The organism is Photobacterium sp. TY1-4 (assembly GCF_025398175.1).
Taxonomy (GTDB): domain Bacteria; phylum Pseudomonadota; class Gammaproteobacteria; order Enterobacterales; family Vibrionaceae; genus Photobacterium.
On the sequence record NZ_CP099735.1, the window covers coordinates 971,311 to 988,661 of the forward strand.

General features: G+C 54.8%; 17 protein-coding genes. 3 read left to right on the plus strand and 14 right to left on the minus strand.

The features are described 5' to 3' along the window. Positions 1-248: 248 nt before the first annotated feature. On the plus strand, positions 249-614 hold the full coding sequence (locus NH461_RS21130; protein WP_261602944.1) for a hypothetical protein: 366 nt from the start codon (positions 249-251) through the stop codon (positions 612-614). 113 nt (positions 615-727) lie between these two features. On the opposite strand, the gene NH461_RS21135 is transcribed toward NH461_RS21130, so the two are convergent. Continuing rightward, positions 728-2,083 carry a GntP family permease gene (locus tag NH461_RS21135; protein ID WP_261602945.1) on the minus strand — a complete coding sequence of 452 codons (1,356 nt, stop codon included), beginning with the start codon at positions 2,081-2,083 and terminating at the stop codon, positions 728-730. 318 nt (positions 2,084-2,401) lie between these two features. On the opposite strand from NH461_RS21135, the gene NH461_RS21140 reads away from it, so the two are divergent. Then, the gene (locus tag NH461_RS21140) at positions 2,402-3,985 is read left to right on the plus strand and encodes an acyl CoA:acetate/3-ketoacid CoA transferase (protein WP_261602946.1); all 1,584 of its coding nucleotides are present in this window, start codon (positions 2,402-2,404) and stop codon (positions 3,983-3,985) included. A gap of 100 nt (positions 3,986-4,085) precedes the next feature. Beyond that, positions 4,086-5,048 (plus strand): LysR family transcriptional regulator, encoded by a 963-nt coding sequence (locus tag NH461_RS21145; protein WP_261602947.1) that lies wholly within the window; start codon positions 4,086-4,088, stop codon positions 5,046-5,048. A gap of 86 nt (positions 5,049-5,134) precedes the next feature. Here the strand turns inward: NH461_RS21145 and NH461_RS21150 are convergent, their stop codons facing one another. From NH461_RS21150 to NH461_RS21210, 13 genes are all read right to left on the minus strand, one after another. Further along, positions 5,135-6,205, minus strand: coding sequence for an OmpA family protein (locus NH461_RS21150; RefSeq protein ID WP_261602948.1), 1,071 nt, complete (start codon positions 6,203-6,205; stop codon positions 5,135-5,137). Between the two features lie 392 nt (positions 6,206-6,597). Next, complete coding sequence (locus NH461_RS21155) at positions 6,598-7,122, minus strand: hypothetical protein (protein WP_261602949.1); 525 nt, start codon at positions 7,120-7,122, stop codon at positions 6,598-6,600. A gap of 465 nt (positions 7,123-7,587) precedes the next feature. Further along, positions 7,588-7,779 (minus strand): 2-hydroxymuconate tautomerase, encoded by a 192-nt coding sequence (locus NH461_RS21160; RefSeq protein WP_261602950.1) that lies wholly within the window; start codon positions 7,777-7,779, stop codon positions 7,588-7,590. A 29-nt stretch (positions 7,780-7,808) separates the two neighbouring features. Next, complete coding sequence (gene dmpH / locus NH461_RS21165) at positions 7,809-8,600, minus strand: 2-oxo-3-hexenedioate decarboxylase (RefSeq protein WP_261602951.1); 792 nt, start codon at positions 8,598-8,600, stop codon at positions 7,809-7,811. Next, positions 8,600-9,628 carry a 4-hydroxy-2-oxovalerate aldolase gene (dmpG, locus tag NH461_RS21170; protein WP_261602952.1) on the minus strand — a complete coding sequence of 343 codons (1,029 nt, stop codon included), beginning with the start codon at positions 9,626-9,628 and terminating at the stop codon, positions 8,600-8,602. Before dmpG ends, dmpH begins: the two co-directional genes overlap by 1 nt. A 15-nt stretch (positions 9,629-9,643) precedes the next feature. Then, entirely contained in the window at positions 9,644-10,555 is a 912-nt protein-coding gene (locus NH461_RS21175; protein WP_261602953.1) for an acetaldehyde dehydrogenase (acetylating), read from the minus strand. 13 nt (positions 10,556-10,568) lie between these two features. Next, on the minus strand, positions 10,569-11,354 hold the full coding sequence (dmpE, locus tag NH461_RS21180) for a 2-oxopent-4-enoate hydratase (RefSeq protein WP_261604600.1): 786 nt from the start codon (positions 11,352-11,354) through the stop codon (positions 10,569-10,571). 133 nt (positions 11,355-11,487) lie between these two features. Next, on the minus strand, positions 11,488-12,948 hold the full coding sequence (locus NH461_RS21185; RefSeq protein ID WP_261602954.1) for a 2-hydroxymuconic semialdehyde dehydrogenase: 1,461 nt from the start codon (positions 12,946-12,948) through the stop codon (positions 11,488-11,490). Between the two features lie 104 nt (positions 12,949-13,052). Next, positions 13,053-13,976 (minus strand): catechol 2,3-dioxygenase, encoded by a 924-nt coding sequence (locus tag NH461_RS21190; RefSeq protein WP_261602955.1) that lies wholly within the window; start codon positions 13,974-13,976, stop codon positions 13,053-13,055. A gap of 31 nt (positions 13,977-14,007) precedes the next feature. Beyond that, positions 14,008-14,331 carry a 2Fe-2S iron-sulfur cluster binding domain-containing protein gene (locus tag NH461_RS21195; protein WP_261602956.1) on the minus strand — a complete coding sequence of 108 codons (324 nt, stop codon included), beginning with the start codon at positions 14,329-14,331 and terminating at the stop codon, positions 14,008-14,010. 14 nt (positions 14,332-14,345) lie between these two features. Next, positions 14,346-15,407, minus strand: coding sequence for an NADH:ubiquinone reductase (Na(+)-transporting) subunit F (locus tag NH461_RS21200; RefSeq protein ID WP_261602957.1), 1,062 nt, complete (start codon positions 15,405-15,407; stop codon positions 14,346-14,348). Between the two features lie 10 nt (positions 15,408-15,417). Further along, positions 15,418-15,780, minus strand: a complete 363-nt coding sequence (locus NH461_RS21205; protein ID WP_261602958.1) for a phenol hydroxylase subunit P4 — start codon at positions 15,778-15,780, stop codon at positions 15,418-15,420. A gap of 66 nt (positions 15,781-15,846) precedes the next feature. Further along, complete coding sequence (locus NH461_RS21210) at positions 15,847-17,349, minus strand: aromatic/alkene/methane monooxygenase hydroxylase/oxygenase subunit alpha (RefSeq protein ID WP_261602959.1); 1,503 nt, start codon at positions 17,347-17,349, stop codon at positions 15,847-15,849. Positions 17,350-17,351: the final 2 nt, after the last annotated feature.

Consider the following 17,351-nt stretch of genomic DNA (forward strand, 5'->3'; position numbering starts at 1 on the left):
AACATAAAAACGGCAGCATGCCACTCGAAGTCCATCCTGACAATATCGGGGTTCCAAAAGAAGACACAAGGGTGATCCCCACGCTCATTCCGTGTGATTTTCGTTCTTGAGAAGCACGCCGTACCGCCAGACACTATAGTCATAGAAATCAATAGTCATAGAAATCAATAGTCATAGAAATCAATAGTCATAGAAATCAATAGTCATAAAAATCAGCAGTCATCGTAATCACATTCAGAGACGACACCATGAAAGCGATGTTCCCGACTCTGCTGCTCACTCTGCTCCTGAGTATTCCGGTCCAGGCAGCGCCGCAACTGCAATATACCGAAAGTGTTCTCTCCCCCGGCGAAGGTCGCTTGGTCACCGTTGATGATTACTGGCTGCTTGCCTTCAGCCATACCTATCTCATTCGCTTATCGCCCCAAACGGTCCGTACCGGGCAGCAACTGACCATTGAAGTCCAGCGGGATGCGCAATGGCAACAAGAACCCTTTCAGGTCGAGGCGATCAGCATTCATCAGGATTTGTGCCGTCTGCATGCCCGCCATCCCAGTCAGGACGGCTACTTTCCCGGGGACACCATCTATCTCCAACCCTGCCGGATGAAATAACGTCCCGGTTGCTTCCAATCAAAATAGCTTCCGATAAAACTTGCTTCCGAAAAAATAAAAACGCCCCGGCTGAATGCCGGGGCGTTGTTTATTCGCCATCTCGAGATATGACTTCAGACCAGACCGGTCGACAGGTGCACCACAATCACAGTAAACGCCGCCAATAAGGGAATGGCCATCGTGACAACCGCAATATCCCCATAGCTCTGGCGATGCGTCAGTTTGCACACCGCCAGCAAGGTGATCACCGCGCCACAATGCGGCAGGGTATCGAGCCCACCAGCAGCCAGCAGAACCACCCGGTGCAAGACTTCCGGGTTGATGCCCGTGCTGAGGAAATCATTGCCCAGCAGTGCCAGTACCATCCCGGTTCCGCCGGACGAAGAGCCGATGATCCCGGCCAGACTCGTCGAGGTGATCGCCACTTTAAACAGGTCCGGAATATCAATCGCTGCAATCCCGGCTTTCACCACCACAAAAGCAGACAGCGCCGTGATCACCGCACCATAGCCCACTTCTGAGGCGGTATTGAAAATCGGTAGCAGCGAGCCGACCGAGCCGTCGAACACATGCTGATTCGGATCAAACAGGTAACGACGAAACGCCACCAGCATAAAGGCAATCGCAGTGCCCAACGCCAGAATCACTGCCCAGGTGCCGTTAATGGTTGCCTCAACGGCCTGATAATTCGCCACCACATCCGGCATTTTGAAATACACGTTGGTCAGCAGGAAATTGATGACAAACACCAGCAGGATTGGCGTCAGCGCCATCAGAACGCCCGGGGCCGGTGTATCTGCCGATTCATGCTGATTCTGATCTTTCTCCTCACCGTACCCTTCCCCCGCAGCCATCGCTTTTTGCGCGCGATATTTAATCCACAAAATCCCCAGTGACAGCATCATGACTGCCGCCAACAGCCCAAGGAGCGGCGCGGCATAAATGGTGGTGCCGAAGGGGATGGTTGGCATGGTATTGAGATACTGCGGTGTACCCGGCAACGCCGTCATAGTGAAGGTAAAGGCACCCAAAGTGATGGCCGCCGGCAGCAGGCGTTTCGGGATCCCGGCTGCGCGGAACGTCTCCGCCCCAATCGGATACATGGCAAAGACCACCACAAACAGCGATACCCCGCCGTAAGTCAGCAAAGCTGTCGCCAGCACCACCGATAAGATGGCATGCCGGGGTCCCAGGTTGCGGATAATAAAGGCCGACAACGTGCGGGCGGCCCCCGACGCGCCCATCAGCTTACCGAAAATCGCCCCTGCAATGAACACCGGGAAGTACAGTTTGATGTAGTTCGCGGCGGCCGGCATGAACACGTTCGACAACGCATACAGAAAGGGAAAGTCACTGGTCAGCAATGCAGCGGCCATCGCCAGGATCGGCGCCAGCACCAGTACGGAGACCCCACGATAGGCAAAATACATCAGGCCAATGAGGGTCAGGAGTATAACGGCAACATCCATATTCAGTTTCTCCGATTGAAGCGTTCAATGTAACAGGTTGTTAACATGCTAGACCGCATCACGGCGAATGAAAACACCGCTCTTTGCCGCGATCTACGGCCCCCCCGATAAAATGAGACCCAGCTCATATTCCGGTGGCTTAAATGAAGGATTCATGACGGAACAATGACCATATAAACATTTTACTTTCAATGACTTAAACAAAATCACCCATCTTCGAATGGCAAATATGAAAAAGACAATTTCATCAGTGATATTCAACCGACCCGGCAGGCTTCATACACTTTCGGACATCAACACACGACCAAGGAAAATGTCATGCCAGTCACCCAACTTACCGCAGAGGAAGCGGCAGCCTGGATCCAGGACGGTCAATCCCTGATGCTGGGCGGTTTTATCGGCTCGGTTGTCCCGGAATCGGTGATCCGCGCCCTCGGCCAGCGCTTTGCGCGAGAATCCGGCCCGCAGGATCTGACGCTGATTTTTGCCGCCGGGCAGGGAGACGGCACAGGCCGCGCAGCCAACCACCTGGCACAACCCGGCATGGTCAAGCGGGTGATCGGCGGACACTGGGGCCTGGTTCCGGCCCTGCAACACATGGCGCTGGCCAATGAAATCGAAGCCTATAACCTGCCGCAAGGCGTGATCTCCCATCTGTTGCGGGATACGGCAGCCGGTAAACCGGGCACCCTGACCACCACCGGCCTGGGGACCTTCGTCGACCCGCGCCTGGAAGGCGGCAAGATCAATACAATGACCCGGGAAGATCTGGTTCAGGTCCTTGAGCTGGACGGTGAGGAATACCTGCTGTATCGCCGACTGCCGGTGGATGTGGCCATATTACGGGGAACGACCGCCGATACGGACGGCAACATCACCATGGAAGAAGAGTGTCTGGTGGTCGAAAGCCTCGCTGCGGCTCAGGCGGCACGAAATCAGGGCGGCAAGATCATCGTCCAGGTCAAGCGGGTCGTTCCCGCCGGAAGCCTGTCGCCTCACGAGATTAAAATTCCCGGGATCTTTGTCGATGCGGTGGTGATCTGCGACGATCTTTCCGAACACATGCAAACGTTCGCGACGCCATTCAACCCGGATTTTGTCACCAGCCGCCCCGCTTCGGCTCCCCAACTCCGGCAGAAGCCCCCCCAATCCCGGCTGGACGCCAAGACCCTGATCGCCCGGCGAGCGGTGCTGGAGCTGACCCCGGGCGCGGTGCTGAACCTGGGCATCGGCGTCCCGGAGTATATCGCGACCATTGCCGGACAAACTGGGATTCTGGACACCCTGACGCTGACGGTGGAGCCCGGAGCCATCGGCGGCTTACCGGCCAGCGGACTGGATTTCGGCGCCAGTTGCCACCCCGAAGCCATTATTACGCAGGATCAGATGTTTGACTTTTACGACGGCGGAGGCATTGATCAGGCCTTTCTTGGTCTGGCGCAATGCGGCCGCAGCGGTGATATCAATGTCTCCCGCTTCGGGACCCGACTGCCCGGCTGCGGCGGCTTTATCAATATCAGCCAGCATGCCAAATCGCTGTATTTCTGCGGCACGTTTACCGCCGACGGATTGGACATTGCGGTGAAAAACGGCCAACTCGAGATTTGCCGGGAAGGCCGCCTGCATAAATTTGTCAGCCGGGCCGAGCAAATTACCTTTTCCGCCGCCCGCGCCATCGCCACCGGACAACCCGTCCGATACATTACCGAGCGAGCTGTGTTTCGTCTGGATGCCCAGGGGTTGGTGCTGGAAGAAATCGCGCCCGGCATAGATTTGGAACGGGACATTCTGGCCCAGATGGCGTTTCACCCCTTGATTGACCCGGATCTCAAACTCATGCCCGCGTGCCTCTTCGCCCCGGTGTTCGCGCCTTCGGACGGTAAGACTAGCAGCGGAGTGTGAGGCCAGTTGCAAGAACCCGGCGAGTCGGTTGGTGGATCCTCTCCTGACGGGCATCATTGCTCAGGAGACAGGTTCAGGAACAAGGCGACAAGGAATTGTTATGTCACTGCCACCCGCCGGGATCCATCCCCGCCAACAGCAACTCGATAAAATCGTATTTTTCTGCTCGGTGCTCCAGCATGGCTCCTTTCGGGAAGCCGCTGAGGCCTGGGGAATTTCTGCCGCAGCCGCCAGCCGCTGGGTGAAGGAGCTGGAAACCCTGATGGCGGTGGAGCTGATCAAACGCAGTACCCGCCAGCTGGTGCCGACCGACGCCGGAGAAGTGCTCTATCGGCGATTCTCGTCATTATTACCGGAAATCGACACCATTTGCGCCGAAGTGGAAAGCATGGCCGACGAACAACGCGGGGTGATCAGCATCTCCTCAACCCCCTTGTTTGCCGCTTACTTCCTGCGTGAGATCATCACCGAGTACATGGAAATGCATCCTCAGGTGAACTTCCGGCTGTTCATTGAAGCCGGAGAAGTCGATCCGCTCCATGTCGACTTCATTATTCGCGCTAAAGCCACCAACCGGGAAACCGAAGAAAAGGACAGCCTGCTGATCCGCCGCTTGCTGCTGAGTGAGCCCCTGTTCGCCTGCGCTGCGCCCAGTTATCTGGCCCGGTGCGGCATTCCGACCGAGCCGGAAGCCCTGCGCGAGCACCGCTGCCTCTATGCCAGCTCGTTGGTCGGCGGCAATCGCTGGTACTTCTGTCTCGACGGGGTCAACCGGGCGGTCACCATCAGCGATGCCCTGGAGTGTGACAACAGCGAAATCTTGCGGGATATGGCGATTCGGGGGGCTGGTGTGGCCTACCTGCCGCACTCCGTGGTGCGTGAGGCGCTGGCCGATGGTCGGCTCAAAGTGCTGCTCACCGACTTTGTCGCCAGCCAGTTCGATATCAACCTCTACTTCCGCCCCCGCCACCCGATGCCGACCCGTTGCCAGGCGTTCAAGGATTATCTGTTGCGACGAACGCAGGAGATCGTCAACCAGCGCCAACGGGGCAGCAGGGCTTAATAAAGAACATCTTGATTTAAACCTCATCGCATAAAAAAGCCTCCCGGTCGGGAGGCTCTTCATCTCAGCAAGTCGGGTCGTCAGACTTAAGCTTGAACTTGATATTCGAACGCCGGTACGGTGACTTCGACACGGCGGTTTTGCTGGCGGCCTTCAGGCGTTTCGTTCGAGGCGATTGGATTGTTTTCACCTTCGCCACGCGCCTCGATGCGTGTTGCCTTAATTCCTTTATTGATCAGCGCTTCGGCTACCGAACCGGCACGTTTTTCAGAAATTCTCTGATTGTACGATGCCGCACCAGAAGCATCCGTGTAACCAACGACTTCCACTTTGGCCTGCGGGTACTCATTCAAAAACGCCACCAGCTCATCGAGCTTTGACGCACTTTCCGGCGTCAACTCGGTACTATTCAGGGCAAAGCTGCCGGTGCCCAGGGTTTGTGTTTGATAGGTTTTAGTGACGATTTCAGGCGCAACGACGGCTTCCTTTTCAACCGACGCGACAGGTACAACCGGTGCAGGCTCTTCCTGAACAACCAACTCTTGCTCTGCGGCAGGGGTTTCTGCGATTGGAGCATCTGCGACAGGGGCTTCATAAGCGACAGGCTCTTCGTAAACCACGGGCTCGCTCTTCACCACCGACTTGCTGTTGCCACCGAACGTATAAGCCAGACCCAACGTCGCAGAGTGGCCCGTCGCACGGACCAGATCGTTGCTGGCGTCGGTAATGTTCTGGTATTCAGCACGCAGCGTCACATTCTGGCTCATGCTGTATTCAACGCCTGCTGCGCCCAGGTAAGAAAAATCATCCTGGCTGCCGTACTTGACGTATGCAGCGCCCAATTTACCGTATAGCGCCAGATCGTTGGTCAGAGGCAGGCTCAGCTTCGGTGCCAGAGTGATCGCTTCCACATGATCGTTAAACGTGGTGCTCTTGTAATTGCCCAGATAGTCGTAACCCGCTTCGACGGACAAGTTTTCTGACAGGTTGTAACCGGCAAACACACCATATGTCGTATCGTCTTTATCGCACTGGGTACCGGCCTGGCACGCGTCTTCCAGCCAGGTCTTACCGGCTTTACCACCGACGTAAATTTCTGCGTGTGCTGTTGATGCCATCAGTAAAGTGGCTGAAATTACCGCTGCTAGTCTTGTCATTCTTCTTAGTCCTGTTTCGTGATAATTGAGCTATCTTTGATTTTTATCCATCTTTTCAACGGCTTTGTTCCGCTGAATGAAACTGTCCGTGAGCAGTTGAAAGATAACCACGATCTCTCCCTGATTTGTCAGACGAATGACAATGAAACGTCATTTTATTGCAAGACCTCTCAAAAATTCTCAGAGTAAAGGACTGAATTCCAATATGAATTTAATCAGGTCACCTTGATGGCGTGGGAGGATCAGAGCGTAAAATGCGGCGCGGCAGGAAGTCTTTCTGAAACAGAGAACAAAGAATAGTCAACGCCGCAACAGCGGCGTTCATTCAGACCACTCGACGAGGACAGAATCCCTAAGATCGTTCGGGTCAATTGCATCTTCGGGAACAGCGATTACATATTTCCGATATCTTTTCCCTGGTTATACACGTTGAACGCTTCACGCAAGACCAGCTCAAAGCCATCCGATGCCAGCAACGTCGTAAATGACGATGGGTTGGCCAGGTTGTCATTCCAGAATTGAATGGCCGTCGGGACCACCGCGATCCCCGGCACTTTATTCCCGGAAAAATCGATAATCGTTGATACACTCTGGATCAATGGGTTATTGACCAACGCAATCCGCGCCAGCTCGACGAACAGCTCTGTACCCAAATCCCCCTGCTCGGGTTCGTAGGTATTGCCGTCCAGATCTTTCACCCGTACTTTCACCTTGAAACTGCCCAGCTGCAGCTCCAGCTTGATCACCTGGGCGATCGCTTTGGCCATATCGGACGTGGCGGCAACCACATTCACGGCTTGTTGATGATCCACCTTCGAGACCAGAACATTGGCAGACTGACCCAGGGTATAAGCCAAAGTCCTTTGATACTGATAAACCGGACTGGATAGACCTGCGATACTACTTGACATCATCATACGTCCCTTTGATTGCGTTAAATTGGATACAGCGCTGCCATCAACGATGTCCTTCGCAACATTCGTTATCCAGCCTCAACACAGCGTGCCGTTGCGCAAGCACCCGACCACTCAGATACGGCAATGTAGCAAAATGGCTTAAAAGAGAAATTACACAATATTACGCCAACGGCGTCGGCACGGATGATGATCCACAGGGGCCCCTTCCGCGACAGTTCCCCCACCCCGAAGAAAGCTGTTCCGACCCCAAAAAAATATACCGACACAAAAGATAGACCGATCTAAAGCAAGCCATACCGACCCGAAAAAGTTATACCGACCCGAAAACCGTGGCCTGACGATAGATATTCACAAAAACGGTGGATAAGCATGGCAATGCATCTTGAAAGCCCAAATAACAACAGGGCATGACTTGCAGCCCTGCCCTGTTGATCATGACCCGACACCGGGGGTTACATCCGTAAACTAACGTCCGAGTTTCTGAGCCGATTGACCACCAATACCGAAATGAATTTTCGGCATTTCATTGATCAAAACCCGCACGCTCTGCTCAGGCGCATCTAACGATTCCATAATGGCCGTGGTGACATTACGGATCAGCTTCTCTTTCTGCGCATCCGTGCGCCCTTCCATCATATTGACCTGTACAATTGGCATCCTGTTAATCCTTATCAACGCTTGCGAAATTAGACAAACTTGCCTGAAATCGAACCGAGTCCCTGGTAATGCACACAGAAAGCATCCCCTTTGTTCACGTGCACCGCCGCAGTGATCGCCCCAATCATAATAAATGAGCCCGCCGGCAGCTCCTCGCCACGTTCACCCAGCATATTGGCCAGCATTGCCACCGACGCAGCCGGATGTCCCAGAACCGCCGCCCCGGCACCCACTTCGACAACTTCGCCATTCACTTCCATCACCACCCCCAGCGTTTTGAGATCCAGCTCTGCTGGATCTGCCATCCGGCCACCAGTGACAAACCGTGAAGAGGAAGAGTTATCGGCAATCACACTTTTCAGATCGAATTTGAAATCCTGATACCGGGAATCAATCACCTCCACCGCAGGCATGACGAAATCCGTCGCCCGCAGCACATCACCGATATGGACTCCCGGCCCTTTCAGCGGCGCTTTGGTGACAAAGGCCAGCTCGGCTTCAATTTTGGGATGGATGAGCTGATCATGCTGGATCTCCCCGCCTTCCGGAACGGAAAAGTAGTCCGCCAGAAATCCGTAACAAGGGTGTTCGACGCCCATCTGGGACATCTTCGCCCAGGAGGTCAGCCCCATTTTCATGCCGACAATCTTATGGCCCCGTTGCTCTTTGCGGCGACGGATTTCCCACTGGATATCAAATGCATCGTCGTAAGTCATCTCCGGAAAATCATTGGTGATCTTAGTCACCTCGTAGGCGCCCAATTCGGCATTTTCCAGATGATGTGCCAATTCACTGATTTGTTGCTGTGTTAGATTTCCCATCAGATCAATCCTTTTTCTTTCGCCAGGGTTAATGCCAAATCCTCAATCATGTCTTCCTGTCCGCCGACCGTACCGCGACGGCCCAGCTCAACCAGCAGGTCGCGGGCAGCGATGCCGTACTTGGCCTCTGCACGCTTGGCAAACAACAAAAACGAGCTGTAAACGCCGGCATAGCCCAACGTCAACGCATCACGATCGACCCGAATCGGCTGCTCCATCATCGGCACCACCCGATCTTCGGCCACATCCATGATCTTGTAGAGATCAACGCCGTGAACGGCATGCATCCGCTCCAGTACAGCCACAAAGACTTCCAGCGGTGTGTTACCCGCGCCCGCACCAAGGCCCGCAGCAGAACCATCGATTCGCAGGGCACCGGCTTCAACTGCAGCAAGGGAGTTTGCAATCGCCATCCCCATATTGTGATGACCATGAAAACCGATTTCGGTCCCCGGGTTCAGCTCTGCGCGCAACAAGCCAATTTTCTGGCTGACTTCCTCCGGCAGCATGTAACCCGCCGAGTCAGTGCAATAGATACAGTTCGCACCATACGATTCCATCAGTTTCGCCTGCTCCAGAATTTGCTCCGGCGAGGCCATATGCGCCATCATCAGGAATCCCACGGTATCCATCCCCAGCTTGGCGGCCAGACCAATATGCTGCTCACTGACATCGGCTTCTGTACAGTGGGTCGCCACACGAATCGTGCTCACGCCCAAATCCTTCGCCATCCGCAAGTGATCCACTGTACCAATGCCCGGCAACAGCAGTGCCGATACTTTGGCATGTTTCATTTTTGGCACGACCGCATCGAGGTAGGCTTCATCCGAATGCGCCGGAAAACCGTAATTCACCGACGCGCCTCCCAGCCCGTCACCATGCGTGACTTCAATCAGCGGCACTCCGGCGTCATCCAGCCCGGTCGCAATATTAACCATCTGTTCAAGCGAAATCTGATGGCGTTTGGCGTGCATCCCGTCACGCAGACTCATGTCGTGGAGAACGACTTTTTTCCCTTCCAAATTCATTCTTGATTCCTCAACTTAAGCGCGACTCGGTAACGAAATAGCATCGTTGTACGCTTCTTCGGCAAACATCTCCGCCGTGCGTAAACCCGCCGCGGTCATAATGTCCAGATTGCCGGAATACTTCGGCAGATAGTCGCCCAAGCCTTCCACTTCCAGGAAAACTGAGACACGGTTGCCGTCAAACACCGGGCCATTGACCAGACGATAGCCCGGCACATATTTCTGCACTTCTTTCACCATCTGGTGAACAGATGCCGTAATCGCTTCTTGATTCGGCGCTTCCTTGGTCAAGCAGTGAACAGTGTCACGCATCATCAACGGCGGCTCGGCCGGGTTAATAATAATGATGGCCTTGCCGGTCTCGGCACCGCCGACCTTCTCCACCGCATTGGCCGTGGTTCGGGTAAACTCATCAATGTTCTTGCGGGTGCCGGGTCCGACTGAGCGGGAAGATACGGTGGCGATGATTTCGCCATATTCCACCGCCTGAACCTGAGACACGGCTGCGACCATCGGAATCGTCGCCTGCCCGCCGCAGGTCACCATGTTGACGTTCATTTCCAGCTCTTTCGCGTGCTGGACCAGATTCACCGGCGGAATACAGTACGGTCCAATCGCTGCGGGGGTTAAGTCGACCATGATCACGCCCAGTTCATTCAATTTACGGCTATTTTCCGCATGAACGTAGGCAGACGTTGCATCAAAGGCGATGCGGATATCATCGTCAATCACATGCGGGAGCAGCCCATCCACACCTTCAGCCGTGGTTTTGATCCCCATCTCCTGCGCACGTTTGAGCCCATCAGATTCCGGGTCAATCCCGACCATCCAGACCGGCTCAACCCATTCAGAGCGCAGCATCTTCATTAACAAGTCGGTCCCGATATTGCCCGGTCCGATAATCGCTGCTTTCAGCTTTTTGCTCATTGTTCATCACCTTCTACACAAAACGGACCGATGCCGAACCAATACCACCGATGCTGACACTCATGAAATCGCCGGCTTGCACAGGCTCCAGCGGCACCAGAGAACCGGACAAAATCACTTCACCGGCTTTAAGCGGGATCCCGAACGTCCCCAACGTATTGGCCAGCCAGGCCACGCAATTAACCGGACTTCCCAGCGCCGCAGCACCAGCCCCGGTTGAAATGACCGAGCCGTTTTTCTCGACCACCATGCCGCAGGTCATCAGGTCAACTTTGCGTGGGTCAACGGCCTTATCGCCGAGAATAAACAGGCCACAAGAAGCGTTATCTGCGATGGTGTCCTGAATTTTGATTTGCCAGTTTTCGATCCGCGAATCCACCACCTCAAAGCACGGGATCACGCAATCGGTCGCTGCCAGCACATCAGCATTCGTCACGCCGGGACCCATGAGATCTTTTTTCAGGATGAAGGCTATTTCACCTTCGGCTTTCGGCTGGATCAGCTGCTCGCTGATCGGCATTTCCTGACCCTGGCTATAGGCCATCTTGTCCGTCAAATAGCCGAAGTCAGGCTGGTACACATTCAACATGTTCTGAACGGCCTTGGAGGTCACACCTATTTTCTTGCCGATGACGGTTTCCCCTGCTGCGACACGGCGATCCATCATCCGCAGGGAAATGTGATAGGCCTCTTCAATCGTGATCCCGTCAAAACGCTCGGTCAGCGGACGCAACGTGTGGCGTTGGGTTAACGCTTTATATAACTCGTCGCCACACTGAATAATTTGTTCCTGATTCATCATTGTTTCGCTCTTCCTTTAGTCACAGCACACCCGCGACAAAACGCTTTATCGCAGGGCGTGCTGAAAAACGCTGAATTTCATCCCCATTCCGCAGCCACGCCATCAGGGCGCCTACGGAATAAGAGAGTGCTCACAGCTTGATGCAGACATTTTTCAGTTCGGTATAGAATTCCAGCCCATGCACCCCGCCTTCGCGCCCGATACCGGACTCTTTGGCCCCGCCGAAAGCGGTACGCAGGTCGCGCAGGAACCAGCTGTTGACCCAGGCAATACCCACCTCCAATGACTCTGCAACCCGGCAGGCACGGGACGTATTCTCGGTCCACACCGTCGCTGACAGGCCATATTTGGTGTTGTTCGCCAGTGCGATCACTTCTTCTTCGGTATCAAACGGACGGATATGGCAGCACGGGCCGAAAATCTCCTCGGTGACCACACGGGCATCGTCAGCCAGCCCGGTCCAGATAGTCGGCTCGACCCATGCACCCTCGTTGAGTTCCGGTCCCATCTCCGGCACGCCGCCGCCGATCACCACATTGGCCCCCTCTTCAACCGCCAGGCTGTAGTAAGAGAGCACTTTTTCTTTGTGCTCTTGACTGACCAAGGGTCCGAAATCGACCCCGGCATCTTCCGGACGCCCCAGCTTCAATTGTTCGACGCCTGCTTTCAGACGCTGGACAAATTCATTGAAAATCGGACGTTCGACATAGACCCGCTCGGTTCCCAGACAAACCTGACCACAGTTCACAAAGGCCGAACGCATGGTGCCTTCAATGGCTTTGTCGAGATCGCAGTCGGCAAAGACGATGCCCGGGTTCTTGCCACCGCATTCAAGTGAGATATTGCGCAAACCCACCGAAGCGGCCCGCATAATCACTTCACCAGTGCGAGTTTCACCGGTAAAGGTGATGGCATCGATATCCGGATGGGTGGTCAGAAATGCCCCCGCAGAGTCCGGACCGAAGCCATGGACCACGTTGTACACGCCTGCCGGTACACCACACTCGTTCATGACTTCACCCAGCAAGGTTGCCGTCGCCGGTGTTTCTTCCGATGGCTTGACCACCACGGTATTGCCGCAAGCGAGCGCCGGGCCGACTTTCCAGGTCATCAGCAGCAGCGGGAGGTTCCAGGGACAAATGACGGCGATCACCCCTTTCGGTTGACGATGGCCATAGTTCAGCGCCCCTTGGCCGTCCGGGGTATCGAGCTTGAACGCTTCGGTCGGATGGTTGGCCAGCGTTTCCGAGAAGGCTTTGAAATTGGCCGCGCCACGGGGAATATCAATATGTGAGGCAATCGAGCGGGGTTTGCCGGTATCTTTACACTCCGCATCCAGAAACTCGTCAAATCGCTCATTGATCCGGGCGGCAACCCGGTCTAACAATTTGATCCGCTCTGCCTGTGACATCTTGCCCCACGGCCCCTTCATCGCGGCCTGGGCCGCAGCCACAGCCGCAGCCACTTCCGGTTCACCGGCTTCGTGCACCAGACCGATCAGGCTGTTATCCACGGGATTGCGGTTTTCAAACTGTTTACCGCTCGCCGTGGTGACAAATTCACCGTTAATAAAGTTCTTAAACTCTTTCATGTCGTTCTCTCTGTTTAAGGGCATGGGCCGCCATACCCTGTTCAGCAGGCATAACTCTCCCTGTGCTGACTCAGGCCAGCACTGAAAATCAGTCAATCATTGAATCAGGTGAGTGCGGTCAGGAACCGTTCGTTCAGCTGGCGATCGTGGTAGAAAATCGCCTTGCCCAGTTGCTCGGTCGTCCAGGTGACCGGCTCGTGATCCGGGTAGTGGTAATCGCCGCCGCAGAACACTTCAGTGCGGTTCCCGGAAGGGTCGAAGAAATAGATGGTTTTGCCGTGCGTCAGACCATGACGGGTCGGCCCGATATCCAGTGAAGTATTGGTCATGGAGATCAGATCCGCAGCGCGCAACACCTCTTCCCAGGTTTCGAGGAAGAAAGAAGCATGGTGGAATTTGCCCTTGTCCGGACATTCAATAAACGCCACATCATGGGCCTTCATGCTGGCGGTAATAAAAGCACCGGCTTTATTACCTTCCGGATCCACCACCTGCTCTGCCAGATCAAATCCCAGTACCTCCTGAAACAGTGCACAGGTTCCTTCGATATTCGGGCCATACAGCAGGCAATGATCAAACCGCTTGGCTTTCATGCCTTTCAGATCCTGGGGCCATGCTTCCGGATTCACCTGCGATACGCCCCATTTGCCGGTGTTTTCTTTCTCGGCATACAACTCAAACAAATGCCCGGTCGGTGCTTCAAAGCGAACCCGGCGACCGCAACCATTCAGCTCGCCGGCCGGGATTTCTTCCACCGGGCAGCCGTATGCCACCAGCGCTTGTTGCAACTGATCCAGCACCGCGTTACTCATCACCTTAAAGCCCATGAAGTCCATGCCCGGTGCGTCAGCTTCGCGCAGCACCACGGAGAATTTATCGACTTCAGTCCAGCCCTTCAGGTACACCCGGCCCTGACTGTCCGTTTCCACCTCAATCAGGCCCAGCAGATCGCGGTAGTGATTCAATGCTTCATGCATGTCTAATACACGGAGCTGGACATGCCCCGGGCGAATAACACCTTTTTTCATCGTACTATCCTTGTTATTTGCTGATTTCACGTTATTGAGTCGGTTTAAAATGATCCGACTCGATGACCATATCGCTGCGCGGCAACACCCGGCATGACAGGGCAAATCCTTGTTGCGCTTCAGCTTCCGTGACGTGCAAACGACTCATGCGCTTGCTTTCAAATTCACCGGCAATAATCCGGATTTTGCACATCCCGCACCCGCCGCTCCGACACCCGACGTGAATGCACCGGGCACCTTTCAACTCCATGCCCGCCAGAAGCGTGTCATCCGGGCGGCAGCTGTATTGCTGGTTTCGGTTCACCACAGAAATACGGTATGTCGTCGCGTCAGGACCCGATGCCTCTGTTGCCATGGGTGCCTCCCCGATTAAATGCGTTTGAACAGCGCCGAACGTGTTTGCTCATTCGCACCATCGGCAGCCGTGACAAAGCGTTCCATATGGATATCGCGCTCGAACAACCGGCCCTGAATCAGTGCCGTCACGGCCGCATCAATCATGGGCGGCGGACCACACAAGTAGGCCTTATAACCATTGAATTTATTGTCGAAATAGTCCTGTGCAGCTTCATGCACAAACCCCTGAAAGCCCTGCCAGTCATCACTGTCTTCAGGCTCATTCAAAGCCGGGATATAGAAGAAATTGGCATGTTGTTGTGCCAGCTGCTCGAACAGCTCCCGGTGATAGAGTTCAGAGACATTGCGTGCGCCCTGAAACAAGTAAATCTGGCGTGGATCGCCGGCCTCCAGCAGGTCCAGGATCATCGACTGCGGGCTGGACAGCCCCGAGCCACCGGCGATGAAAATGACATCTCTGGCATCCGACTTCCGGGTAAAGAACTGGCCATAAGGTCCGGAGACCTTCAGGGTATCCCCGACTGCCAGTTGCTCATGGATGTAGGTGGTCGCCGCGCCACCGGGCACCAGACGGACATGCAATTCCAGCGCACGATGTTCCGACGGCTTGCTCGCAATCGAGAACGCGCGGGTCCCTTCAACCCCGGGAATATGCAGGTTGACGTACTGACCGGCCTGAAAGGCAATGTCATCATCCAATTGCAGGACCAGCCCCTTAATAGTCGGCGACAGGTCGCGAATGTCGGTGACCACGCCTTGATAATCCTGAACAGGATGGCCGAGGAAATCCGGGTCGACATCCACATCCGCTTCAATGGTGAGATCCGACTCCGGGATGGCGCAGCAGGCCAGAACCACGCCTTCGTCTCGCTCAATATCCATCAGCGCGAACGAAGACGCCTCCCCGACATCGACATCTCCTTCGGTGACCGTGATCTTGCACGTACCGCAGGTGCCGTGGCCGCAAGCAAAAGGCAACCAGACCCCCTGCCGCTGGGCAGCATCCAGAATCGTCTGCCCCTCTTCAACTTCAATGACATCGCCCGTTGGCTCAACCGTCACTTCATATGTCATCCTGACCTCCTTAAACACCCGCGCCCTGATAGCCATTCAGACCCGGCGTGTGAAAGCGCAACACCGATTTATGGCCGATCCCCTGAGCCGCTAATCCAACCTGCGGCTGGGGAATGAAATCGGCTTCATCCAGTTTCCATTGAGCGCTTTCCCAGTCGATATCCTGAAACTCCGGATGCAGGCCAAATGCCTCCGGCATCACTTCGGTGAGCAGGGTCTGAAACGGCATCTCGGGCGATACCGGATACGCAAAGGGCGCACAAAACATCAGGTGGTGATCCCAACCGACGTAAACGACCTGATTGCCATGAAAGTTTTCAAACTTATCGAGTTTTTCGCCTTGATAGTCCGGCGTGATTGCTTTAACGGGCATGGTTCTTCCTCACATCTGGGGGCAATGGCCGATGCCACCGCCCGCCTGTTTGTCATCCGTTTCAACTCAGGCTTTGCCTTTCCATTGATTCCAACGCTGCTCATCCGGTGAGCCTTTCATATCCAGATTGTCCGCCCCCAGATTCATCTTGTAGAACTCACCCAGAACGTCCGTCAGGTCGGGACCACCGCAGTTGCCCTGGAAGATCTGATGGACCGGCAGCCAGGACTGCACATATTTCTCCGGCTCGTCATCGAAAATGTCTTTACAGCCATCGGAGCAGAAGTGGTAACGCTCCCCTTCATACTGGCTGCTGCGGTAAACCGTTTGGGTTGGGTTATCCATGTCGGTAAACAGCATCGGAACCTGACAGATGGTGCACAGTTGCGGCAATGCCTTGGTGTAGAAGCGCTCGCCTTTGGCTTCCATCTCTTTCGCCAGCTCCCAGCGAGGACGGTAGTACTTATCAAAAGTTTCCGGGTATTTTTCGGATAACCAGTCCAGCTCTTCGTCGGTCGGGATCCAGGTGTGGAATCCGGTCGCCTGACCATGGGTGTAGAAGGTCCACCAGGTCTGGTGGGACAGGTGCTCTTTCTCTTTTTCGATCACATCGGCGTATTTCGGCATCCGGATCCCGTAACGCGCCAGATCTTTAAACAGTGCGCCGCCCGCTTCCTCGAAATAGACTTCCCACGCCTCTTTCCATGACATCACCTTGTTCGGCAACATGTAGTCCATCATCATCGATACGACGCTCAGTAAGCGCGCACCGCGCCAGAACCACTTGTCGATCCATTTCTGGACGATCGGCACATTGTCTTCATGCTGTTCCAGCAGGAATTTGATGATTTCCAGACCCAAGGTCATATGGCGGGCTTCATCCGACTGGGCTGAAAAGCCGAAGGTCACGGTTGCCATATCGCCGTTGTGCGCCGCTCCGGACATGAAGGGGACGAACAGCAGATTGGTCAGGACATATTCAAACGAGAATCCGATGGCGATCATGAACTCGAAAGGGCCAGCCGCGCGGGCGTCATTGAAAAATGACTTCGGCACGGACAGATACCACACCCGATCGTGCATGTGGCTGAAGTCCTGAAAGCCGTCAAAGAACTTATTGAAGTGACTCATGGCATGGATCTGAGTCTGGACATGACGCAGCTCATCGAGCGACTGCATCTGGCAGGCAATCCGCGCCCCTACGCCGCCAAACTGACGGCCGGTGTGTGCAAATCCCTGATAGGCTTGATACTCAAGCGGCGTCACGGCCGAGAGAAACAGCTTAATCGCGTTCACATATCGCGGATCCGACACATTGAGGTGGCCATTGTTCTGGGCAAAGGCGTCAAAGATGGCGTAGAGTTTCTTTTCCTTCTCAGCCTGATATTTCCAGTAGGCATCCATGGTTAAACGGAACGGGTCTTCCCACTTGGACCAGTCGGTGATTTTGATCCCTTCGAACTCTTCGTAGGGAAACGCCGCTTTGCGATCCTGATAAGAATATTCCCAGTCGAGATCGCGGGTCAGCAGGCGGTACTTATCTTTAATATTGAGCTTTTTCGCAGCCATAA

What these genes read in the sequence shown, in the direction of transcription:
- NH461_RS21130 (WP_261602944.1), top strand. Translation starts at nt 249, where the DNA reads ATGAAAGCGATGTTCCCGACTCTGCTGCTCACTCTGCTCCTGAGTATT.
- NH461_RS21135 (WP_261602945.1), bottom strand. Translation starts at nt 2,083, where the DNA reads ATGGATGTTGCCGTTATACTCCTGACCCTCATTGGCCTGATGTATTTT.
- NH461_RS21140 (WP_261602946.1), top strand. Translation starts at nt 2,402, where the DNA reads ATGCCAGTCACCCAACTTACCGCAGAGGAAGCGGCAGCCTGGATCCAG.
- NH461_RS21145 (WP_261602947.1), top strand. Translation starts at nt 4,086, where the DNA reads ATGTCACTGCCACCCGCCGGGATCCATCCCCGCCAACAGCAACTCGAT.
- NH461_RS21150 (WP_261602948.1), bottom strand. Translation starts at nt 6,205, where the DNA reads ATGACAAGACTAGCAGCGGTAATTTCAGCCACTTTACTGATGGCATCA.
- NH461_RS21155 (WP_261602949.1), bottom strand. Translation starts at nt 7,122, where the DNA reads ATGATGATGTCAAGTAGTATCGCAGGTCTATCCAGTCCGGTTTATCAG.
- NH461_RS21160 (WP_261602950.1), bottom strand. Translation starts at nt 7,779, where the DNA reads ATGCCAATTGTACAGGTCAATATGATGGAAGGGCGCACGGATGCGCAG.
- dmpH (WP_261602951.1), bottom strand. Translation starts at nt 8,600, where the DNA reads ATGGGAAATCTAACACAGCAACAAATCAGTGAATTGGCACATCATCTG.
- dmpG (WP_261602952.1), bottom strand. Translation starts at nt 9,628, where the DNA reads ATGAATTTGGAAGGGAAAAAAGTCGTTCTCCACGACATGAGTCTGCGT.
- NH461_RS21175 (WP_261602953.1), bottom strand. Translation starts at nt 10,555, where the DNA reads ATGAGCAAAAAGCTGAAAGCAGCGATTATCGGACCGGGCAATATCGGG.
- dmpE (WP_261604600.1), bottom strand. Translation starts at nt 11,354, where the DNA reads ATGAATCAGGAACAAATTATTCAGTGTGGCGACGAGTTATATAAAGCG.
- NH461_RS21185 (WP_261602954.1), bottom strand. Translation starts at nt 12,948, where the DNA reads ATGAAAGAGTTTAAGAACTTTATTAACGGTGAATTTGTCACCACGGCG.
- NH461_RS21190 (WP_261602955.1), bottom strand. Translation starts at nt 13,976, where the DNA reads ATGAAAAAAGGTGTTATTCGCCCGGGGCATGTCCAGCTCCGTGTATTA.
- NH461_RS21195 (WP_261602956.1), bottom strand. Translation starts at nt 14,331, where the DNA reads ATGGCAACAGAGGCATCGGGTCCTGACGCGACGACATACCGTATTTCT.
- NH461_RS21200 (WP_261602957.1), bottom strand. Translation starts at nt 15,407, where the DNA reads ATGACATATGAAGTGACGGTTGAGCCAACGGGCGATGTCATTGAAGTT.
- NH461_RS21205 (WP_261602958.1), bottom strand. Translation starts at nt 15,780, where the DNA reads ATGCCCGTTAAAGCAATCACGCCGGACTATCAAGGCGAAAAACTCGAT.
- NH461_RS21210 (WP_261602959.1), bottom strand. Translation starts at nt 17,349, where the DNA reads ATGGCTGCGAAAAAGCTCAATATTAAAGATAAGTACCGCCTGCTGACC.